Origin of the sequence: Isoptericola sp. NPDC060185 (assembly GCF_042728595.1) — a bacterium.
In the GTDB taxonomy this organism is placed as follows: domain Bacteria; phylum Actinomycetota; class Actinomycetes; order Actinomycetales; family Cellulomonadaceae; genus Isoptericola.
The window spans coordinates 34,692-54,106 of sequence record NZ_JBHWYY010000008.1 but is presented as its reverse complement, the minus strand read 5'-3'; the positions used below and the strand labels follow the sequence as shown (position 1 = coordinate 54,106).

Below are 19,415 nucleotides of genomic sequence, written 5' to 3'. Positions count from 1 at the left end.
CCCGGGGGGGGGGCCGCGCCGCCCGCGGGGCGGGGCGCCCCCCCCCCGGGCGCCCCCCCCCCCCACGACGAGGGTGTCGACCCGCCGCCCGGCGAGGTCGTCGAAGGTGGCGTCGGGCAGCACGCGGACGCCCGCGGACGTGCGCACGGGGTCGACGGTCTCGGCGGCGAGCAGCACCTCGTACCCCGTCGGTCCGTCGAGCTCCCGCGCCAGGAGCGCGAAGACCTCGGCCGGCCCGGTGACGTCGAGCAGGTCCACGCCCTCGAACAGGGTGACCACGACGAGCCGCGCCATCACGACGACGCCCCCATCACGATGTCCGGATCTGCAGGTTGTACGACATTGCCGACACGATAGCGGCTTCGTAGCGTGGAGGGGCGGCGCCGCACGGCGCCCCGCCCGCTCGCGAAAGGACCCCCATGACCAGCACGAGCACGACGCTGCGCGACCTCTCCGGCCTGGACCAGACCCCCGCGTCGCTCGCCGGGTCGACCCTGATCCTGGTCGACTACCAGAACACCTACACGCGTGGCGTGCTGGAGCTCGACGGCTGGGAGCCGGCGCTCGACGCCGCCGCCGACCTGCTGGCCCGCGCCCGCGCGGCCGGCGCCACGGTGATCCACGTGCGCCACGACGGCGGCGCCGGGTCGCCCTACGACCTGGACGACGAGCTCGGGCAGATCCACCCGCGCGTCGCACCGGAGCCCGGCGAGGCCGTCGTGACCAAGACCGCGCCGGACTCGTTCGTCCGCACCGAGCTGGGCGACCTCGTCGCCGCGGCCGGCCACGACGACGTCGTGGTGGTCGGTTTCATGACCCACATGTGCGTGACGTTCACCGCCCAGGGCGCGTTCCTGCGCGGGCTGCGGCCCACCGTCGTGGCTGCGGCGTGCGCGACGCGTCCCCTGGCGAGCGCGGCCGGCGAGGCCCGCGCGGCGCAGCTGCACCGGGGGGCTCTCGCCACCGTCGCGGACCTCTACGGGGTGGTCGTGGCCACGGCCGACGACCTCACGGGCGAGGCCGCGGCCGCCTGAGGTCGACCGGCGCCGGGCGTCAGACCAGCACCTCGTCGTGGCGGGCCACCACCCGGCCGCCCGCGACGACGAGGGCGCGCCGCGGCGCGCGGACGACGGCGTCCGGCACGTTCTCGGCGTCGACGAGCACGACGTCGGCGGGCGCGCCCACGACGAGGTCGTGCACCTCGCGGCCCACGAACCGCGCCGCGTCGGCCGAGGCGACGCGCGCGGCGGTGACGAGGTCCTCGTCGTAGCGCAGCCCCGACAGGCGGGCGAGCTGCGTGGTGAGGGCCAGCAGGTCGCCGGTGCCGTACGGGGACCACAGGTCGCGGATGCCGTCGGTGCCGAGACCCACCGGCACGCCCGCGGCGCGCAGCGCCAGCAGCGGCAGGGGCGCGGCGCCGATCGGCGCGACCGTGGTCATGGTGATGCCCGCCTCGCCCATCGCGGCGATCAGGTCCGCCTGGCGCGACCCGGCGAGCTGGCCGACGGCGAAGCCGTGCGCCACGTTGACCCTGCCCTGCAGGCCCGCCCGCAGGGTGCGGTCGATCATCAGCTCGATCTGGAACGCGCCGAGGTCGCCGCCGTCGTGCAGGTGGACGTCGATGCCGACGCCGCGCTTCTCGGCGATCGCGAACAGGCCGTCGAGCTGGCCCACCGGGTCGCGGTCGATCGACGCGGGGTCCAGGCCGCCGATGTGCTCGGCGCCCGCGGCGGCCGCCTCGTCCAGCAGCTCCAGGACGCCCGGGCGGCGCAGCACGCCGTCCTGCGGGAAGGCCACGATCTCCGCGTGCACCGCGCCGCCCAGCGCGGCGACGGCCTCCCGCACCACCTCGATGCCGCGCAGCCCGACGCCGAGGTCGACGTCGACGTGCGTGCGCACCGCCGTCGTGCCCGTGCGCACGGACTCGCGCAGCACGGCCAGCGTGACGTCCACGCCGGGGATGCCGAGCTCGTCGCGGTGCGCCCGCTCGTGCGCGATGCGGCCCTGCGTGCCGCCCTCGCCGCCGTAGCTCACCCACGGCTTGCCCCACCACGACTTGTCGACGTGTGCGTGCGCGTTGACCAGGCCGGGCAGCGCGAGCAGCCCGCCCCCGTCGACCACCCCGTCGGAGCCGGCGGCGCCTGCGGCGGGCGCCGCCGCGTCGTGCGGCGCGACGGCGGTGATCACGCCGTCCGCCACGTGCAGGTCGGAGCGCTCGCCGCCCCAGGGCCGCACGTCGCGCAGCACGGAGACGGTGGTGGGGGAGCTGGTCATCGGGGTTCCTCCTCGGCGGGGCGGCAGGGTCGCCACGGAATGGTATGCCATTTGCCTCCGGGGCGGGCTGGCAGGATGAGCGCATGTCCTCCGAGCACGCCGCGGTCTTCGAGCCCGAGTCCGTCCGGGTGGCGCGGGCCGTCCGCGAGCAGATCGTCGACGGCACGCGGGAGCCGGGCAGCCGGCTCGTCGAGCGCGACCTGGCCGCCGAACTGGGCGTGAGCCGCATCCCGGTGCGCGACGCGCTCCGCACCCTCGTGTCCGAGGGGCTCGTGACCCCGCGGCCGCGGACGTGGGCCGTCGTGCGAGAGTTCACGGACGTCGACGTCGCCCAGCTGCAGGAGGTGCGGGAGGCGACCGAGCCGCTGCAGTTCCGGCTCGCCGCGCGGCGCCGCACCGAGGCGCAGCTCGCCGCGCTCGCCGAGGCGTGGGAGCGCGAGGACGCGGCCGCACGGGCCGGCGACGCGCCCGCCGCGCGGCGGGCGGCGGCCGACTTCCACGAGCGGGTCGTGGACGCCGCGGGCAACCCGGTCCTCGCCGAGCTGCACGTGGTGACGGCCAGCCGCGTGCGCTGGCTGCTCGGTCAGCACACCGACCTCGCGGCCATGGCCGACGAGCACCGCGCCCTCCTGGACGCCGTCCGCGCCGGAGACGAGGAGGCCGCGGCCCGGCTGGCGGCCGAGCACCTGGGCACCAGCCGCAGCGCGGCCACGGAGCGTCGCGCCTGAGGTCATGCGGCCACCCTCGCGGCGGTCGTGTCCGTGGCGCATCGGGCCTCCGGGGCGCGCGGGGTCGTCCGAACGGATGAGGTGCGGACCGCCGCCGCCGGGCTAGCGTGGCTGACCGTGCCCGGATCACTCACCCGCGGGGTGCACCTCGCCTTCGCCGCGCTCGTCGCGACGTCGGCGGCGCGCTACCTCACCAACCACGGCCTGGACGGCCGCTGGTGGCTGGTGGTCGCGCTCCTCCTGGCGGTGGCCGCCGCGTACGCGGCGCTGGTAGTGCTCGCGCGGCGGCCGGCCGCGTGGCGCCTCGTCGTCGACGCCGTGCTGGGCGTGCTGCTGGTGGCCTGGGCCGCGCTGGTGCTCGTCGCGCCGAGCTTTGCCTGGTCGGCGATCCCGCTGTTCTTCGTGTGCCGCAGCCTGGTGCGGGTGCCCGCCGCGCACGTGCTGGTCGGGGGTGTCGCGGTCGTCACCGGCGTCGCGCTCTTCGACCTGTCGGGCCGCAGCGACTGGGCCGCGGCCGTCGCGCCGCTCGTCGTGGCGGTGCTGCTGAGCCTCGCCTACGACGCCATCGTGCGGCAGGCGGGCGAGCGCGTGCGGCTGCAGCGGGAGGTCGCGGTGCTCGCGGAGCGGGAGCGCGTGGCGCGCGAGATCCACGACACGGTGGCGCAGTCGCTGTCCTCCGCGGTGCTGAGGCTGGAGGCCGCCGACCAGCGCTGGGACGTCGACCCCGACGCCGCCCGCGACGACGCGCGGCAGGCCGCCGTCGCCGTGCGGGCCTCCCTCGGCCAGACGCGCGACCTCGTGCACGACCTCGTCGACCCGTCCCCGGCGACCGGCGGGGTCGCGCCCGCGGACGTCGAGGCCGCCATCCGCACGGCCGCGCGGCGCCACGTGCCCGACGCCGAGCTCACCGTGGTGGGTGAGCCCGTGCCCGTCGGGCCGGAGGTGGCGCACGCGCTCGCGCGCATCGCCCAGAGCGCCGTGGCGAACGTGCACCGGCACGCGGGCCCGGCACGGCTCGGGCTGACCCTCACCTACCTGCCCGACGCCGTCGCGCTGGACGTGTTCGACGACGGGTGCGGCTTCGACGTCGACGCCGTGGCCTCGCGCGCGGCCGCCGCGGGATCGGGACGGCAGGGCGGGTTCGGCCTGCGGGCCATGCGCCAGCGGGTGGAGCAGCTCGGTGGCACGATCACCGTGGAGAGCGCGCCCGGCGACGGCACCGTCGTCGGGGTGCAGCTTCCCGCGCCGCGCACGACGTCGGCGGGCCCCCGGACCGGTCCGACGAGCCAGGAGGACGCATGAGCGACCCGATCACCGTGCTGCTCGTCGACGACCACCACGTGGTCCGCGCCGGGCTGCGCGCCCTGCTCGACTCGCAGCCCGACATCAGCGTGGTCGGGGAGGCCGGCACCGCCGATGAGGCGCTCGACGCCGTCGGCCGGCTGAGCCCCGCGGTCGTCGTCATGGACCTCGAGCTCGGCGCGGCCGAGGACGGCGTGGCCGCCACCCGTCGCATCCGCGCCGCCCACCCGGACGTGCCCGTGCTCGTGTTCAGCGCCTACGACACCGACGCGGACGTGGTGCGCGTCGTCGACGCCGGCGCCATCGGCTACGTGCTCAAGGACGCCCCGCCCGCCGAGATCTTCGCGGCCGTGCGCGGCGCCGTCGTCGGGCGCAGCGTGCTGTCCCCGCCCGTCGCGTCCCGCCTGCTGCAGCAGGCCCAGAACCCCGGCAGCGCGCTCACGCCGCGCGAGGCGGAGCTGCTCACGCTCCTGGCCCAGGGGCTGAGCAACCGGGAGCTCGGGCGGCGGCTGTTCATCTCCGAGGCGACCGTCAAGACGCACCTCGCCCACGTGTACGCCAAGCTCGGCGTCGAGTCGCGGGCGGCCGCCGTCGCGCACGCGCTGCGCGGGCAGACGGTGCGCTGAGGCGTCGCCGCCGGGCTCAGCCCTCGACGCGCACGTCCGCGGGCCGCTTGTCGTCGCGCCACCCGCGCCACACGGAGTGCCGCAGCCGCGGGCCTTCGTGGTCGGTCCCGTCGCCGGCCCCGTCGCCAGCCCTGTCGCCCGCCGCGCCCAGGTCCGCCGGGTCGCTCGTCCAGTCGCCGTAGGTCACCTCGGCCACCCGCTCGGGTGCCGCCCAGCGCGCGTGCACCGCCTCGGCGCGGGGCACGCCGTCGAGCGGCGCGTCGTCCACGGCCCGCAGGCGCCGCACGACCTCCCTCCGGTCGGCCTCCTTGAAGCCGGTGCCGACCTTGCCCACGTAGCGGAGCACGCCGTCGTCGCCCGGCACCGCCAGCAGCAGCGACCCTGCCACGCGCGCGTCCTCGCGGCCGGTGCCCGCGTGCAGGGGGCGCCAGCCGACCACGACCACCTCCTGGGTGCGGGCGTGCTTGATCTTGAGCCAGTCGCGCGAGCGGCGGCCCGGCGTGTACGGCGACCGGCGCCGCTTGGCGACCACGCCCTCGAGCCGCATGAGGCGGCTGGTCTCCAGCGCCTCGTCGAGCGTGCCGTCGAGGGCGTCCGGCATGTGCACCGGGCGGCGCGGCGTCACGACGCGCGCCAGCTCCGCGCGCCGCTCGGCGTACGGCCGGTCGGTCATCGCGCGCCCGCCGACGACGAGGACGTCGAACAGGACCAGGTCGACGCCGACCGCGCGGCGCGCCTTCTCGACGTCGCGCGGCCGGGTGAGGTTGGCGCGCTGCTGCAGGCGGCGGAACGACGGGCGCCCGTCCGCGTCGAGGGCGACGATCTCGCCGTCCAGCACCAGGGGCAGGTCGTCGTCGGAGACCATGTCGGCGACCGCCCGCAGCTCGGGGAACGTCACCGTGAGGTCCTGTCCCGAGCGCGACGTCAGCCGCACCGAGCGTCCTTCGTCGTCCGGGCCGGGGAGCACCTCCACGACCGCGCGGAAGCCGTCCCACTTCACCTCGAACGCCCAGTCGTCCGGGTCGAGCCGGGCCAGCTCGCCCGGCGGCGCCGTCGTCGCGAGCATCGGGCGCGGCGCCTCGGCCGGCGCGTCGTGCTCCGCCGGCGCGCCCCTCTCGGCCCGCTCGCTCCGCCCGGCCCGCGGCGCGGGGGCGGTCTCCTCGTTATCCTCGCCGCCCTCCTCGTCGCCCGGCTGGGCCTTGGTGCGGTGGATCAGCCAGGAGTTCTGGTCGTCGCCGCCGCGCCCCCCGGTGCGGATGAGGGCGAGGCGCCGCGAGCCGCGACGGTCGCTGTGCAGGGTGGCGATCACCTCGCCCTCGCGCCACTTCTCCAGGTCGTATGTGCCGGCGTCCCAGATCGTCACCTCGCCGCCGCCGTACTCGCCCGCGGGGATGGTGCCCTCGAACGACCCGTACTCCAGGGGGTGGTCCTCCGTCTGGACCGCGAGGTGGTTCTGCGCCGGGTCGGTGGGCTCACCCTTGGGCAGCGCCCAGCTCACCAGCACGCCCTCGTGCTCGAGGCGGAAGTCCCAGTGCAGGCGGCGCGCGTGGTGCTCCTGGATGACGAACGTCGGGGCGCCCTCGCGCTCGCCCGGCGCCTCGGGCCCGAACGGCTCCGGGGTCCTGTCCGGGTCGCGCTTGGCGCGGTAGGTCTCGAGCCTCTCGGCCGGGGTGCGCTCGAACGTCGCCATGCGCTCCGCCGTGGGCTCGAGCTGGGCGAGGTGCCCGGCGGCCAGTGGTTCCAGGAGGTCGCCGTCGCGCTCCAGCCGCTCCAGCACCTCCGTGAACGACAGCTGGCGCAGGCCCGGGTCGTCGAGCTCGTCCCAGGTGCGCGGAGCGGCGACCGTGGGCTCGTCGCGGCCGCGCAGCGAGTACGGCGCGATCGTCGTCTTGGCCCCGTTGTTCTGCGACCAGTCCACGAGCACCTTGCCCGCGCGCAGCGACTTCTTCATGTCGCTGACCACGAGGTCGGGGTGCTCCGACTCCAGGTGGCGCGCCAGCTCGTGCGCGACGGCGGACACCGCGTCCGTGGTCAGCGAGTCGTCCTGGCCGGTCAGGGCGGCGTACAGGTGGATGCCCTTGGAGCCGCTGGTCACCGGCAGCGGGTCGAGGTCCATGCCGCGCAGGATGTCGCGCGCCAGGCGCGCCACCTCCGCGCACTCGGCCAGGCCCGCGCCGGGCCCCGGGTCGAGGTCGAGCACCAGCCGGTCCGGGGGCATCGGCGCTCCCGTGCGCCCGAACCGCCACTGCGGCACATGGATCTCCAGCGTCGCCGTCTGCCCCAGCCAGGTGAGCGTGGCCAGGTCGTTGACCAGCACGTAGTCGTTGGTCGACGTGCGGTGCCGGATGGCGTGGCGCGGCACCCACGACGGCGTCGACGCGTCCAGGTTCTTCTGGAAGAACATCTGCCCCGCGACGCCGTCCGGCCACCGCTTGCGCGTCGCCGGCCGGTACGCCGCGTGCCGCAGCAGCGCCGGTGCCACCTGCGCCAGGTACGCCAGCACCTCGCCCTTCGTCGTCCCCGTGGCGGGGTAGTACACCTTCTCCAGGTTCGTCAGTTGCAGGCGGCGACCCTCGACGGTGACCGTCTGGGGCTTGCTCGACGACACGCGTGCCATGGCGCCATCGTCGCGCGAGGTCCCGGTGTGCGCGCCTCGGGCGTGGTGCTGCGGCGAACCTCAGGCTCGACGGATCGCCGGCGGGGTCCACGAGCCGTCGCGCACCGGCTCCTGACCGCCGTAGGCGCGGAGGTAGAGCGAGAACGGCCCGTCGGGCGCCGGCAGCCAGTTCGCCTCGTGGTCCCCGCCGGGGCTGGCGGCGCCCACGTACAGGGTGAGCGAGCCGTCGTCGCCGTGCACCAGGCTCTTGTTCTTGGTGCCGAGGGAATATCGGCGCAGGTCGTTGGGGAAGAAAAAGTGCGCGGCGTTGTACAGCGTGAGCGACCAGAATCCGTCCACGGGCGGCAGCTGCCCGGCGGCGAACGTGACCACGTAGGGCTGGGCGCCGTGCAGGTCGCCGCCGTCGGAGTCGGTGTCCGTGTAGAAGTACTGGGTCTCCGGGGGGCGGTTCTCGAACATGTTCGACCGGGCGGTCGCGGCGCGGTTGTAGTAGTCGAGGCCCCACTGCGAGTTGTGCTGCGAACGGTTCCAGCCGTGCGCCTCGGGGGTTCCGTTGTACTCCCAGCGCATGAACCCCTTGATGAGGGTGTCGTCCGCGTCCCGGACCGCGGCGTCGGAGGCCGCGCGCACGTCCTCGTACCGGCCGCGCGCCTCCAGCAGGGCGGTGAACTGTCCGTACAGGGCCTCCTCGCCCGGCAGGGGCGGGATGGTGCTCAGCACCTTCGGCAGCTCGTCGAAGAACGTCTCCGGCCGGACCCACTTGGTCTCCTCGCCGCCGTTGCCCGCGCCGGCGGGGAAGGTCGGGACGTCGGACCAGTCCTTGGTGCGCCACCCGCCCGTGAACTCGGACAGCGGGTAGACCGTCACCTGGTCGACCAGGGGCTGGAGCGCGGCACGGTCCTCGGCGGTGTCGTCCATGAAGATCCGCGGGATGGCGTTCGCGAGGGTGGTGGGGCAGCGGATCACCTCGACGATCCCGTCCGGCACCGACCCGTCCCAGGAGGGCCCGACCAGGAGGTAGTGGCCCGGCGCGCTGCCGTACATCGAGCCGACCTGGCCGAACTGGTCCGTGCGGGCGTCGTAGAACGCGTACACGAAGAAGCGCCCGCCGAAGTCCGGTACCTGCACGACGACGGGCTGCTCGTCGAGGGAGAAGTACCCGAGCCCGTACACGACGTCCTGGTTCGGGCACGCGATGAACGTCTGCCCCGGGTCGATGTAGTCGTTCAGCATGGCGACCTGACCCGTCGGCGACGCGGGCAGCACGCCCCCCAGCCGGCCGGGTTCGGGGGCGGCGCTGAGGCGGTCACGCCGAGCGGCCATGTTGACCATCGGGTACGCCCACACGTAGGCCAGCCGGGAGGTGGTCTCCACCCACTGCGGGTGGGGGTACGTCCTGCCGCTGGCCTGCGCCAACGTCTGCCCGTCTGCCATGACTGCCGCCTCTCGGAGTGTCGCGATGTCGACGTCAGCGACAGTAGCGGCGGCCTCGCCCTGGCGCCTGGTGAGCCCTGGACGTCACGCGGGCCGCAGGTCCCCGGTCTCGGCGGCCGTGGTGGGCCGGTCGACCTGGTCGAGCCGGTCGAGCCACGTGCGGTAGTGGCTGCCGAACGGCTCGACGCCGTCGCGCAGGGCCACGGCCAGCCACGCGGCGGCCGCCTCCGCCTTCTCGATCACGTCGGCCGGGTAGCCGTACCGCACCTGGTGCTCCGCGAACTCGTCCTCGTCGTCGACGAAGACGGACATGTCGCCGCGGACGCGGCACACGTCGAGGTCCAGGTCGACCATGGTCACCTCGTCCGGCGACGCGGCGTGGTGCGTCCACGTCGCCGGCGTCGCGACGTCGCAGTACGCGTCCAGGTGCGCGGGGTCCGCCTGGAACTCGGCGGTCCACCAGGCGTCGCGGGGGACGAGCAGCACCCGGTCGTCCTCGACCGCCAGGACCGCGGTCTCCTGACCCGGCTCGCCCCGGCGGTAGACCGTGCCGGCCGTGGCCCCCAGCCACACGCCGAACTCGTCCTCGCCCAGTCGTGTCATCGGGTGGCGCCAGTGCAGGCCCCCGTCGAACTTGCGCCACACCACACGGACCTCGTCGTCTGCCATCGCCCGAGGCTATCGGCGCCGGGGGCGTCGGCGTCTACCGCTCCTGCAGCAGCCTGACCTGGTGACCCTCGGGATCGAGCACCCACGCATACCGGAGCCGGCCGTCCGGGCCGTCCATCGGCGCCCGCAGCGAGCGCCCGCCGGCGGCGACGGCACGGGAGTGCAGCGCGTCGACGTCCGTCACCCACACGGCGACCTCCTCGGACCGCGACTGCGGGGCCACGACGCCCAGGTCGGCGATCTCGTTCGCGACGTCGAGGGCGTCGAAGCCGACACGGACCCCCGCGCCCTCGACCTCGACCTTCGACGGCGTGCCCGTGGGCGGGTACCGGAAGGCCCGCCGCATCCCGAGCGCCTCGAAGAAGAGCGCGCACCGCTCGACGTCGGAGCAGAAGAGGTTGACCTGGACCCCGGTGATCTCGCCGACCTCGTCGCCGGCCCTGGTGTCGTCCACGGTCCGACCGTAGACGACACCAGGGGCGCACGAGCGGCCCCACGACCGGGGCCGACCGGAGCTCCGTACTTTCGGCGGTACCGGGCGCCCGGGCGGGCTCGTCATCGTGGTGCCCATGCTTCAGTTCGCAGAGATCAGCAAACGCTATGGGCCGGTGACGGCCCTGGACCACGTCTCGTTCGGCGCGGAGGAGGGGACGGTGACGGGGCTGCTCGGGCCCAACGGGGCGGGCAAGTCGACGCTCATGCGGCTGCTGGTAGGCCTCGACCGTCCCTCTGGAGGGTCCGCGACCGTGGCCGGTCACCGCTACCGGGACCTCAGGTGGCCGCTGCGGGTGCTCGGCACCCACCTGGGCGGCCGCCCGGTGCACCGTCGGCGGTCGGCACGGGCCCACCTGACGAGCGTGGCGCAGACCCACGGCATCCCACGGGCGCGGGTCGACGAGGTGCTGGAGCTGACCGGGCTCGCCGACGTCGCGCACCGCGCTGCGGGCGGCTTCTCCCTGGGCATGGGGCAGCGCCTGGGTCTCGCCGGGGCGCTGCTGGGCGATCCGGCGGCCCTCGTCCTGGACGAGCCCGTCAACGGGTTGGACACCGACGGCGTCCGGTGGATCCGGGAGCTGTTGCGGCTGCTCGCCGACCAGGGACGCACCGTGCTGATCTCCAGCCACCTGATGAGCGAGGTCCAGCTGGTGGCGGACCGGGTCGTCGTGCTCGGCGGCGGGCGGCTGCTCGCCGACACGACGGTGGCCGAGCTCGCGGGCCGGGCTCGCGACGAGGTGGTCCTGCGGACGGCGGAGCACGGCGCCGGCGACCGGCTGCGGGCGCTGCTGCCCGACGCCACGATCCGGCCCGTCGACGACCAGGGCGACGACGAGGCGTGGAGGGTCACCGGCGCGACCGAACGGGAGGTGGGGCTCGCGGCCCGCGGCGCCGAGCTCACGGTGCTGCACCTGGCGCGGGAGACGTCGGACCTCGAGGCGGGGTACCTGACGCTGGTCGGCGACCGGGGTCAGCAGGTCGCCAGCGTGGAGGCCTGCTGATGTCCGGGGGGAACGCCACCGTCGAGGTGGGCGCCACGTCGTCGGGCGTGGTCGCCCTGGTCCGCTCGGAATGGGGGAAGGCGTGGTCGGTGCGCGCGCCGGCCGCCTGCCTCGCGGGGGCGGTGCTGCTCGCCGTGGCGACGTCGTTCACCCTGGCGAACGACCAGGTCCGCGCGATGCAGACCGGGGAGATCCCCGCCGGCACCCTGGTGCCCGTCGCGGAGGTCCTGGCGTCGTCCGCCGCGTTCGCGCAGATGGTCGTCGTGCTGGCGGCCCTCCAGCTCGTGACGCCCGAGTACGCCAGCGGTCAGATCGCCACCACGTTCCTGTCCCACCCACGCCGGTGGGTGGTGGTGCTCACCAAGGCCGCCGTCGCGGGGCTCCTCGGCGGGCTCACCGGCCTGCTGACCGGCCCGCTGTGCCTCGCGGCGACGGGGCTCGCCCTGGGCGACGCGCCACGGGCCACGGTCCCGGCGGCGGAGGCGGCTGTCGTGACGGCGGGCGTGTTCGCGTGCGCGGCGATGGTGGCCGTGGCCCTCGGGTTCCTCACGCGGAGCGGGGTGGCCGCGCTGAGCGCGGCCTTCGTGCTGCTGGTCCTCACCCTGGCGGCCCCCGTGGCGACGGGCAAGGTGTTCCCGGGGGTGGCGGGCGGTGCGCTCGTCTCCGGCACCGGTGACCCGTACGCCCGGTGGGCGGCCCTGCTGGTGCTTCTCGCCTGGGTCGTCGCGAGCGTCGGCGCGGCCGTGGTGAGCGTCGAGCGGCGTGACGCCTAACCTCGTCCCCATGGCTCGCTCGGGTGCAGCACGCTGGTGGCCGGTGCTCCTGGTCGCGGCCCAGGTGGTCGTGGGCGCCTTGGCCTGGCAGTCCCGGAGCTGGATCCTGCTCGCGTTCGGCGAGCTCGCCCTGCTGGTGGGCGGGACGGGCCTGTACGTCGTGGTCCGCTACCGCGACCTCCGCGACCGCTACCGGCGCGAGCAGGAGACGGCGCGGCGCGTCGCCGAACGGCGGCAGCTCGCCGACGAGGTGCACGACCTCGTCGGCCACGAGCTGAGCGTGATCGGGATGCGCGCCGCCCTGCTGCAGCTCCGCACCACCGGGGACGAGTCGCTGCTCGCCGGCCAGGTGCGCAGCGACGCCGAGCGCGCGGTCGTGATGCTGCACGAGACGGTGGCCACGCTGCACCGCACGCCCTGGGCCGACCCGGCCGAGGCCGACGTCGCCGCGGTGGTCGAGCGGTTCCGCCGCGCGGGCGCGGACGTGCACCTCGACGGCGACCCGGACGCGCTCGCCCGGGCCTCGGTGTCGACGCGCGTCACCGCGCACCGGGTGGTGCGCGAAGCCCTGACGAACGCCGCGAGGCACGCACCCGGCGATGCGGTGACCGTCGCGGTCCGGGGCGCGGGCGACACGGTGACCCTCGAGGTCCGGACGCACGGCTCCGGCGGTCCCTCGCCCGCCCGCGACGAGCGAGAGGGTCGTGGCCTCGAGTCCCTGCGCCGCCGGGTCGAGGCGATCGGCGGAGCCTGGCAGGTGTCCACGCACGGGGACGGGCACCGCGTCGAGGCGCGGTTGCCGATGCGCGCCACGCTCGAGCCGGAGCCCGCAGCCGCTCCCGAGGCCGTCCGCGCCGGTGCCGGCGCACGCCGGCCCTTCGCGGCGCTGGTCGGTCCGCTCGTGCTTCCCGCGGTCCTGGTGCTGCTGGGCGGGGTCGGCTACTGGGCGTGGGCGTCGCACGACGCCACCGTCGAACCGGTGGACGCGGCCGCCCTCCGGGTCGGCATGCCCGCCGCCGAGGCGGCGGACCGCCTTCCCGTACGGGAGGCCCCGGTCAGGCTCGCCCGCGCGCCGGGACCCGGGCCCGGGTGGGACTGCCGGCAGTACACCGACGGCAACGTGCCCCTCGCGATGGCCACGCTCGAGGTGTGCACGGCCGGTGGGGCCGTCGTGCGCGTGACCGACCTGAGCGAGATGCCGCTCCTGTGACCCCTCTGACTCCTGTGACCGCCGCTGCTGCCGGGGCCCGCGCCGTCCGGGTCGCGATCGTCGACGACGACCCCCGGGTCCGGCAGACCCTGCGCGAGATCCTGGCCAGCGACGCGAGCGTCTCCGTCGTCGGCGAGGCGGGCGACGGCCGAGGGGCGCTGGCGCTGCTCGACCGCTGGGCCGCGGAGGTCGTCGTCCTGGACGTGCGCATGCCGGTCCTGGACGGCATCGCCACCCTCCGCCGGCTCCGGGCCCGACGGGACGGCCCGCGGGTGCTGATCCTGACCAGCTTCGGGGAGTCCGAGTACGTCCGTGACGCCATCGAGCTGGGCGTGGACGGGTTCCTCCTCAAGTCGGGCGACCCCCACGACCTGCTGCGTGCCGTCCACGGACGGTCCGACGGGGAGACCTACCTCTCGCCCGGCGTCGCGCACATGGCTGCCGCCGAGCTCCGGCGTGGCCGGGCGAGGCGCCAGGCCGGCGAGGACGCCGCACGACGGCTCGCCGCCCTGACCCCGCGCGAACGTGACGTCGTCACGGCGCTCGCGGAGGGCGCCACCAACGCGGAGATCGCGCTACGGCTGCACCTGGCGGAGTCCACGGTCAAGGCCTACGTGAGCGCGGCGATCGACCGTGCGGGCGTGCGCAACCGGGTCGAGCTCGCGTGGCTCCTGTGGACGTCGGCCGCGGCGGAGGGCTGAGGCACGGCGTGCGCCGACCCGCGACCAGGGATGGCAGAGTGGCCCGCGTGCCGGACTCCTACCTCGCCTCCCTGTTCTCCCTCGACGGCCGGGTCGCCCTGGTGACCGGCGGCAGCTCCGGCATCGGCCGGGCGATCGCGGGGGCGCTGGCGCGGGCGGGTGCGCAGGTCGTGGTCGTGGCCCGCAGGGAGCCGGAGCTGGACGACACGGTCGCCGAGCTGCGCGCCGACGGCTGCACCGCCGACCGCGTGAGCGCCGACCTGGGCACCCGCGCCGGCGTGCGCGCCGCGGCCGAGGAGGCGGCCGCCGTCTTCGGCGAGCCGGACGTCGTGGTCAGCTCCGCGGGCATCAACCTGCGCCCGCCGCTGGGCGAGACGGACGACGCCACCTGGGACGCGACCATGGCCGTCAACCTCGAGGCGCCCCACCTGCTGGGGCAGCGCTTCGGGCCCGCCATGGCGGAGCGCGGCTTCGGCCGACTGATCCATGTCTCGTCGCAGCAGGCGCACCGCGCGTTCGTGCAGTCGGGCGTCTACGGGGTGTCGAAGGGCGGGCTGGAGTCACTGGCGCGCTCGCAGGCCGAGGCGTGGTCGAGCCGCGGCGTCACCGCGAACACGCTCGTGCCCGGATTCGTCCTCACGCCCCTGAACGCGCGGCTGCAGTCCGACCCGGCGCGGGTCGAGGCGCTCGCGGCACGCACGATGGTGGGGCGCAACGGCCTGGCCGAGGACTTCGCCGGTGCGGCCGTCTTCCTCGCGAGCGGCGCGTCCGCGTACGTGACGGGGCAGTCGATCCACGTCGACGGCGGATTCTCGGTGCACTGACACCCGAGCACTAACCCCGTGGGGGTATCGTGTGCGCCATGACGGACACCACCACGACCGACGACCTGCGCCGCCCCGCGACCCTCACGATGTACGGGGCGCAGTGGTGCGGCGACTGCCGCCGCGCCAAGCGCGTGCTCGACACCCGCGGCGTGGAGTACGTGAACGTCGACCTCGTCGCGGACCCCACGCGGGCCGACGACGCCGAGGCGATCAGCGGCCGCAAGAACATCCCCGTCGTGGTGTTCCCCGACGGCGAGTTCTTCGTCGAGCCCACCGACGCCGAGCTCAGCGCGAAGCTCGACGCCGTCGGGCTCTGACCGGTCCGGAGGCCCGTCCCGCCGGGGCTGGTGTTCGTCAGTAGACGACGAAGGTGAACTCCGCGTTGATGTAGCTCGCGCTGACGTAGGTGATGACCTCGAACTCGTCCGGCGCGCAGTAGGCGCCGCCAGGGCGCCAGAGGTTGTTGTACTCGCCGGCGCGCGTGTTGACCGTGATGAGCGAGGTGGCTGCGTCCACGCCGGGGATGTCGAGGCAGTAGAACCCGGTCGCCGGGTGCTCCACCTCGATCGTCGACGGTCGCACCAGGAGCTCGGCACCTTGCTCGCTGACGCGCCCGACGGCCTTCGGTCGGATCACCGAGCCGGCGAGGTCGCTCGCCCCGATGCTGCCGTTCCTGACGTCGGTCCCGGTGAGGGACCCGTTCTTGACGTCCGCCCCGGTGAGCGAGCCGTTCGCGACCTTGCGGCTGATCACCGCGCCGTCGTGCAGCTTGGGCGTGGTCACGGCGCCGTTGCGGATCTTCGACGTCGTGATGGAGCCGGCCGCCACGGAGGGCGCGATCCTCGTCGAGGCCTGGCCGCCGGTCCCGCCGCCGGTCCCGCCGCCGGTCCCGCCGTCGGAGCCGTCGGCGAGGGCCGGTGCGACGTTCGCCGTGGTCGCCAGGGCGACGACGGCGCCCAGCACGAGCCAGTGCTGGCGTCGTCCGCGCTGCTGCGTGCGGTCCAGGTCGCGCCTGAGCTCGCCGACGTGCCTCTCGAGCTGCTCCACCCTGCTGTTCTCGCCGTCCATGACGTCCTCCCGAGGTGTGGTGCCTGGGACATCGGCACATGGCGATCAGCACATCCCTCGGCGGCGGACGCTGAATCGGGGAACTCCCCTGCCGGGGTCCGGGACGCGGCAGTTTCACCCGCCGCGATGCCGGATACTCGTCGGGTGGATCTCCCCGTCGTCTGGTCGCTCGTCCTGCTCGTCGCCGCCGTGTGGAACCTCCTGGTGTGGCCCTCGTTCTGGCGGCGGGTGACCAAGGACCCGCGGGCCCGCGACGACGCCGGCCGCCCCACCCGCTTCTTCACCGTGCACGCCGTGCTGGTGGGCGTCTCGATGCTGCTCGCCGTGCTGGTCGGCGTCGTGGGGGTGCTCGGCCTGGTCGGCTGACGTCGGTCGGCGTCGTCGTCGCGGCGCTCGAGCGTGTCGACGGAGGCGCGCCCCCCGGCACCCGCGGGCCTGCGACGGCGCGCCCTGGCGCGGTCCGCCCGCTCGCGTGACGATGGTCACATGAGGGCGATCTGGAAGGGTGCGGTGACCTTCGGCCTGGTCAACGTGCCGGTCAAGCTGTACAGCGCGACCGAGGACCACGACGTGCCGCTGCACCAGGTGCACGACGCGGACGGCGGGCGCATCCGCTACCGGCGCGTGTGCGAGCTGGACGGCGAGGAGGTGGCCTACCAGCACATCGACCGCGCCTACGACGACGGCGAGCGCACGGTGGTGCTCACCAAGCAGGATCTCGGGGCGCTGCCGGCGGAGGCGAACCGCGAGATCGAGGTGGTCGAGTTCGTCCCGAGCGACCAGATCGACCCGATCATGCTGGACCGCACCTACTACCTCGAGCCGGACTCGAAGAGCCCGAAGGCGTACGTGCTGCTGCGCCGCACGCTCGAGGAGACGGACCGCACCGCCATCGTGAAGTTCGCGCTGCGCCAGCGCACCCGGCTCGCCGCGATGCGGGTGCGCGACGAGGTGCTGGTGATCCAGACGCTGCTGTGGGCCGACGAGGTGCGTGAGGCGGCGTTCCCGTCGCTCGACGGGTCCGTGACCGTCTCGGACAAGGAGCTGGCGATGTCGGGCCAGCTCGTGCAGAGCTACGAGGCCGACTTCGCTCCGGAGGACTACGAGGACGAGTACCAGGTGCAGCTGCGCCAGCTCATCGACGCCAAGATCGAGCAGGGCGAGGCGCTCGACACCTCCGAGACCTTCGGCGAGCAGCCGGAGAAGGAGGACGCCGACGTCATCGACCTCATGGAGGCCCTGCGCCGGAGCGTCTCCGGCACGAAGGGCGGGAAGGCGTCGAAGGACGAGGCGCCGGCGAAGAAGGCTCCCGCGAAGAAGGCCCCGGCGAAGAAGCCGGCGGCGAAGCGGGCCGCCGCGACGAAGGCCCCGGCGAAGAAGAGCCCGGCGAAGAAGCCGGCGGCGAAGACGGCGGAGCGGAAGACGGGCTGAGCCCGGCTCAGGTCCTGTCGTCCGCGCCGCGCGCGGCGGCGACCTCGCGCACGAGAGTCAGCAGGTCGTCGATCTCCTGGTCGGTGGGGCCGCTCGCGCCGACCGACGCCAGGGCGTACAGGCCCTCGCCCATGAGGGAGACGGCCTGGGCGAGCACGGGGTCGCCGAGCTCGTCGCGGACGGCCGCCGTCCAGGCGGCCTGGGCGTCGTCGAGGACGGCGCGGGCGCGGGGCGAGGCGCCCTGCGCCACGCGCGAGGCCGCGAGGTAGACGACCTCGAACTCGCCGCCGATGACGGTCGAGGTGCGCAGCAGGTAGTCCGAGGCGCCCTCGGGCGCGGTGCGCATGGCCTCGACGTCGGCGGCCGTGAGGACGCCCAGGTGGTCGAGGAGGCCGTCGACGAGCGCGTCCTTGGAGGGGAAGTGGTAGAGCAGGCCGCCCTTGGAGACGCCGGCCCGCTCGGCGACGGCCTCGAGGGTCGCGGACCGCTCCCCGGACTCGACGAGGAGCTCGGCGAACGCGCGCAGGACCTTGGCTCGGGCGGCGGGGGGAGGCGGCATGTCGACAGCCTAGTGGCGGGGTGTTACTGTACCGGCTGGACGGTACGGAAGTTCGGCATCACCATGTCGCCCCGGCCGTCCCGCAGTGTGTGAAAGGCACCTCATGGTCTCCACCCAGGTGACGACGCACCGCGCCCCTTCCGCCGCGCGACGCCCCACCCTCCCCGCGCGCCCCCACGGTCTGCAGACCGCCGGGCGACGCTGGGCGGCCCTCGCCGTGCTGATGCTGCCGGTGCTCCTCGTCTCGATCGACAACACGGTCCTCAGCTTCGCCCTCCCGCAGATCTCGGAGGCCCTGGCCCCCGGCGGCACGCAGCTGCTGTGGATCGTCGACGTGTACCCCCTCGTCCTCGCCGGCCTGCTCGTGCCGATGGGGTCGGTCGCGGACCGCGTCGGCCGCCGCCGGCTGCTCCTCATCGGGGCCGTCGGCTTCGCCGCCGTGTCCGCGGTCGCGGCGTTCGCGCCCACCGCGGGCGCGCTGATCGCCGCCCGCGCCGGCCTCGGCTTCTTCGGCGCGATGCTCATGCCGTCCACGCTGTCGCTGCTGCGCAACGTCTTCACCGACCGCGACGAGCGCCGCCTCGCCATCGCGATCTGGGCCGCCGGCTTCGCCGCGGGCTCGGCCGTGGGCCCGATCGTCGGCGGCCTGCTGCTCGAGCATTTCTGGTGGGGCTCCGTGTTCCTCCTCGCGGTGCCCGTGCTGGCGCTGCTGCTCGTGCTCGCGCCGATCTTCGTGCCCGAGTCGCGCGACCCCGCCCCAGGTCGCCTCGACCCGGTCTCGATCGTCCTCGTGATGGCCGCCATGACCCCGGTCGTGTTCGGCATCAAGACCCTCGCCAAGGGCGGGCTGCCCTCGCTGGGCCTCGCGGCGATCGCCGTCGGCCTGCTCATGGGCGTGCTGTTCGTGCGCCGCCAGCTGCGGCGCCCGGACCCCATGCTCGACGTGCGGCTGTTCGCCGTCCCGGCGTTCACCGGCAGCGTGCTGGTCAACCTGCTGTCGGTGTTCTCGCTGGTCGGCTTCCTGTTCTTCGTCTCGCAGGACCTGCAGCTCGTCATCGGCCTGTCGCCGGTGCAGGCGGGCATGGTGCTGCTGCCGGGCACCGTCGCGATGGTCGTCGCGGGCCTCGCCGTGGTGAAGGTCGTGCGCCGGGTGCGCCCGTCGCACGTGGTCGCCGCCGGCCTCGCGATGTCGGCCGTGGGCTACCTGGTCACGGCGCTCGTCGCCGGGCGCGGCGAGTCGGTCTGGCTCGGTCTCGCGTTCGTCGTCCTCGCGATCGGCGTCGGCTCGGCCGAGACCGTGTCGAACGACCTCATCGTCTCGACCGTGCCCGCGGCGAAGGCGGGCGCGGCCTCGGCCATCTCCGAGACGGCGTACGAGGTCGGCGCCGTGCTGGGCACCGCCGTCCTCGGCGGGATCCTCACCGGGTCGTACCACTCCCACGTCGTGGTGCCGGCGGGCTTGCCCGCGGCCGACGCCGCGGCGGCGGCCGAGACCCTCGGCGGTGCCACGAGCGTCGCGGCCGACCTGCCCGCCGGGCAGGCGCAGGCCCTGCTCGACTCCGCCCACGCGGCGTTCGGCAGCGGCGTGGTCGTCACGTCCGTGATCGGCTTCGTCGCGGTCCTCGTCGCGGCGGGGATCGCCCTGACCACGCTGCGCGACGAGCGGTCCTGACCTGCGGGCACGACGGCGTCACCCTGCG

21 protein-coding genes are annotated in these 19,415 nt (G+C 74.9%); 13 read left to right on the top strand and 8 right to left on the bottom strand.

The genetic code is table 11. The features are described from left to right. Window positions 1-294: DJ-1/PfpI family protein (locus ACFWDO_RS05125; RefSeq protein ID WP_380346824.1), on the bottom strand; the 294-nt coding region annotated here is incomplete at its 3' end. Window positions 295-419: 125 nt separating this feature from the next. Between ACFWDO_RS05125 and ACFWDO_RS05120 the strand changes: the two genes are divergently transcribed. Continuing rightward, the gene (locus tag ACFWDO_RS05120) at window positions 420-1,034 is read left to right on the top strand and encodes an isochorismatase family protein (RefSeq protein WP_380314734.1); all 615 of its coding nucleotides are present in this window, start codon (window positions 420-422) and stop codon (window positions 1,032-1,034) included. Between the two features lie 19 nt (window positions 1,035-1,053). Here the strand turns inward: ACFWDO_RS05120 and ACFWDO_RS05115 are convergent, their stop codons facing one another. After that, the gene (locus ACFWDO_RS05115) at window positions 1,054-2,274 is read right to left on the bottom strand and encodes an amidohydrolase (protein WP_380346822.1); all 1,221 of its coding nucleotides are present in this window, start codon (window positions 2,272-2,274) and stop codon (window positions 1,054-1,056) included. A gap of 83 nt (window positions 2,275-2,357) precedes the next feature. Between ACFWDO_RS05115 and ACFWDO_RS05110 the strand changes: the two genes are divergently transcribed. From ACFWDO_RS05110 to ACFWDO_RS05100, 3 genes are all read left to right on the top strand, one after another. Next, a complete protein-coding gene (locus ACFWDO_RS05110; RefSeq protein ID WP_380315884.1) occupies window positions 2,358-3,002 on the top strand; it encodes a GntR family transcriptional regulator in 645 nt (214 codons plus the stop codon). A 117-nt stretch (window positions 3,003-3,119) separates the two neighbouring features. Then, complete coding sequence (locus tag ACFWDO_RS05105; RefSeq protein ID WP_380315887.1) at window positions 3,120-4,304, top strand: sensor histidine kinase; 1,185 nt, start codon at window positions 3,120-3,122, stop codon at window positions 4,302-4,304. After that, window positions 4,301-4,930 (top strand): response regulator, encoded by a 630-nt coding sequence (locus ACFWDO_RS05100; RefSeq protein WP_380315890.1) that lies wholly within the window; start codon window positions 4,301-4,303, stop codon window positions 4,928-4,930. The genes ACFWDO_RS05105 and ACFWDO_RS05100 overlap by 4 nt, the downstream gene beginning before the upstream one ends. Before the next feature lie 16 nt (window positions 4,931-4,946). Here the strand turns inward: ACFWDO_RS05100 and ACFWDO_RS05095 are convergent, their stop codons facing one another. The 4 genes from ACFWDO_RS05095 to ACFWDO_RS05080 all read right to left on the bottom strand — a co-directional run bounded on the left by ACFWDO_RS05095 (window position 4,947) and on the right by ACFWDO_RS05080 (window position 10,104). Further along, the gene (locus tag ACFWDO_RS05095; RefSeq protein WP_380315893.1) at window positions 4,947-7,547 is read right to left on the bottom strand and encodes an ATP-dependent DNA ligase; all 2,601 of its coding nucleotides are present in this window, start codon (window positions 7,545-7,547) and stop codon (window positions 4,947-4,949) included. Window positions 7,548-7,607: 60 nt separating this feature from the next. Then, window positions 7,608-8,981 (bottom strand): DUF1254 domain-containing protein, encoded by a 1,374-nt coding sequence (locus tag ACFWDO_RS05090; protein WP_380315896.1) that lies wholly within the window; start codon window positions 8,979-8,981, stop codon window positions 7,608-7,610. Between the two features lie 84 nt (window positions 8,982-9,065). After that, window positions 9,066-9,650, bottom strand: coding sequence for a DUF402 domain-containing protein (locus ACFWDO_RS05085; protein ID WP_380315899.1), 585 nt, complete (start codon window positions 9,648-9,650; stop codon window positions 9,066-9,068). Window positions 9,651-9,684: 34 nt separating this feature from the next. After that, window positions 9,685-10,104, bottom strand: a complete 420-nt coding sequence (locus tag ACFWDO_RS05080; RefSeq protein WP_380315902.1) for a VOC family protein — start codon at window positions 10,102-10,104, stop codon at window positions 9,685-9,687. Window positions 10,105-10,219: 115 nt separating this feature from the next. Here ACFWDO_RS05080 and ACFWDO_RS05075 point away from each other — a divergent pair, with 115 nt between their 5' ends. The 6 genes from ACFWDO_RS05075 to ACFWDO_RS05050 are packed head-to-tail and all read left to right on the top strand — an operon-like array spanning window position 10,220 to window position 14,974. Then, on the top strand, window positions 10,220-11,146 hold the full coding sequence (locus tag ACFWDO_RS05075; RefSeq protein ID WP_380315905.1) for an ABC transporter ATP-binding protein: 927 nt from the start codon (window positions 10,220-10,222) through the stop codon (window positions 11,144-11,146). Then, window positions 11,146-11,919: a hypothetical protein gene (locus ACFWDO_RS05070; protein WP_380315908.1), complete on the top strand. Its 774-nt coding sequence runs from the start codon at window positions 11,146-11,148 to the stop codon at window positions 11,917-11,919. Before ACFWDO_RS05075 ends, ACFWDO_RS05070 begins: the two co-directional genes overlap by 1 nt. Window positions 11,920-11,929: 10 nt before the next feature. After that, window positions 11,930-13,129: a sensor histidine kinase gene (locus tag ACFWDO_RS05065; protein WP_380315911.1), complete on the top strand. Its 1,200-nt coding sequence runs from the start codon at window positions 11,930-11,932 to the stop codon at window positions 13,127-13,129. Window positions 13,130-13,143: 14 nt separating this feature from the next. Continuing rightward, window positions 13,144-13,830, top strand: coding sequence for a response regulator (locus tag ACFWDO_RS05060; protein ID WP_380315915.1), 687 nt, complete (start codon window positions 13,144-13,146; stop codon window positions 13,828-13,830). 47 nt (window positions 13,831-13,877) lie between these two features. Next, window positions 13,878-14,654: an SDR family NAD(P)-dependent oxidoreductase gene (locus tag ACFWDO_RS05055; RefSeq protein ID WP_380315918.1), complete on the top strand. Its 777-nt coding sequence runs from the start codon at window positions 13,878-13,880 to the stop codon at window positions 14,652-14,654. Between the two features lie 38 nt (window positions 14,655-14,692). Continuing rightward, window positions 14,693-14,974 carry a glutaredoxin family protein gene (locus ACFWDO_RS05050; RefSeq protein WP_380315921.1) on the top strand — a complete coding sequence of 94 codons (282 nt, stop codon included), beginning with the start codon at window positions 14,693-14,695 and terminating at the stop codon, window positions 14,972-14,974. A gap of 37 nt (window positions 14,975-15,011) precedes the next feature. Here the strand turns inward: ACFWDO_RS05050 and ACFWDO_RS05045 are convergent, their stop codons facing one another. Further along, complete coding sequence (locus ACFWDO_RS05045) at window positions 15,012-15,725, bottom strand: hypothetical protein (RefSeq protein WP_380315924.1); 714 nt, start codon at window positions 15,723-15,725, stop codon at window positions 15,012-15,014. 144 nt (window positions 15,726-15,869) lie between these two features. On the opposite strand from ACFWDO_RS05045, the gene ACFWDO_RS05040 reads away from it, so the two are divergent. Then, entirely contained in the window at window positions 15,870-16,091 is a 222-nt protein-coding gene (locus ACFWDO_RS05040) for an SCO4848 family membrane protein (protein WP_380315927.1), read from the top strand. A gap of 120 nt (window positions 16,092-16,211) precedes the next feature. Next, the gene (locus ACFWDO_RS05035) at window positions 16,212-17,156 is read left to right on the top strand and encodes a Ku protein (RefSeq protein ID WP_380315930.1); all 945 of its coding nucleotides are present in this window, start codon (window positions 16,212-16,214) and stop codon (window positions 17,154-17,156) included. 7 nt (window positions 17,157-17,163) lie between these two features. Here ACFWDO_RS05035 and ACFWDO_RS05030 read toward each other — a convergent pair whose 3' ends face one another. After that, window positions 17,164-17,715, bottom strand: a complete 552-nt coding sequence (locus ACFWDO_RS05030; RefSeq protein WP_380315933.1) for a TetR/AcrR family transcriptional regulator — start codon at window positions 17,713-17,715, stop codon at window positions 17,164-17,166. Window positions 17,716-17,818: 103 nt separating this feature from the next. Between ACFWDO_RS05030 and ACFWDO_RS05025 the strand changes: the two genes are divergently transcribed. Continuing rightward, window positions 17,819-19,387, top strand: coding sequence for an MFS transporter (locus ACFWDO_RS05025; RefSeq protein ID WP_380315936.1), 1,569 nt, complete (start codon window positions 17,819-17,821; stop codon window positions 19,385-19,387). The last annotated feature ends 28 nt before the right edge of the window (window positions 19,388-19,415 follow it).

Coding starts and splice junctions, on each gene's coding strand:
- ACFWDO_RS05120 (WP_380314734.1), top strand. CDS start 420: ATGACCAGCACGAGCACGACGCTGCGCGACCTCTCCGGCCTGGACCAG.
- ACFWDO_RS05115 (WP_380346822.1), bottom strand. CDS start 2,274: ATGACCAGCTCCCCCACCACCGTCTCCGTGCTGCGCGACGTGCGGCCC.
- ACFWDO_RS05110 (WP_380315884.1), top strand. CDS start 2,358: ATGTCCTCCGAGCACGCCGCGGTCTTCGAGCCCGAGTCCGTCCGGGTG.
- ACFWDO_RS05100 (WP_380315890.1), top strand. CDS start 4,301: ATGAGCGACCCGATCACCGTGCTGCTCGTCGACGACCACCACGTGGTC.
- ACFWDO_RS05095 (WP_380315893.1), bottom strand. CDS start 7,547: ATGGCACGCGTGTCGTCGAGCAAGCCCCAGACGGTCACCGTCGAGGGT.
- ACFWDO_RS05090 (WP_380315896.1), bottom strand. CDS start 8,981: ATGGCAGACGGGCAGACGTTGGCGCAGGCCAGCGGCAGGACGTACCCC.
- ACFWDO_RS05085 (WP_380315899.1), bottom strand. CDS start 9,650: ATGGCAGACGACGAGGTCCGTGTGGTGTGGCGCAAGTTCGACGGGGGC.
- ACFWDO_RS05075 (WP_380315905.1), top strand. CDS start 10,220: ATGCTTCAGTTCGCAGAGATCAGCAAACGCTATGGGCCGGTGACGGCC.
- ACFWDO_RS05070 (WP_380315908.1), top strand. CDS start 11,146: ATGTCCGGGGGGAACGCCACCGTCGAGGTGGGCGCCACGTCGTCGGGC.
- ACFWDO_RS05065 (WP_380315911.1), top strand. CDS start 11,930: ATGGCTCGCTCGGGTGCAGCACGCTGGTGGCCGGTGCTCCTGGTCGCG.
- ACFWDO_RS05050 (WP_380315921.1), top strand. CDS start 14,693: ATGACGGACACCACCACGACCGACGACCTGCGCCGCCCCGCGACCCTC.
- ACFWDO_RS05045 (WP_380315924.1), bottom strand. CDS start 15,725: ATGGACGGCGAGAACAGCAGGGTGGAGCAGCTCGAGAGGCACGTCGGC.
- ACFWDO_RS05035 (WP_380315930.1), top strand. CDS start 16,212: ATGAGGGCGATCTGGAAGGGTGCGGTGACCTTCGGCCTGGTCAACGTG.
- ACFWDO_RS05030 (WP_380315933.1), bottom strand. CDS start 17,715: ATGCCGCCTCCCCCCGCCGCCCGAGCCAAGGTCCTGCGCGCGTTCGCC.
- ACFWDO_RS05025 (WP_380315936.1), top strand. CDS start 17,819: ATGGTCTCCACCCAGGTGACGACGCACCGCGCCCCTTCCGCCGCGCGA.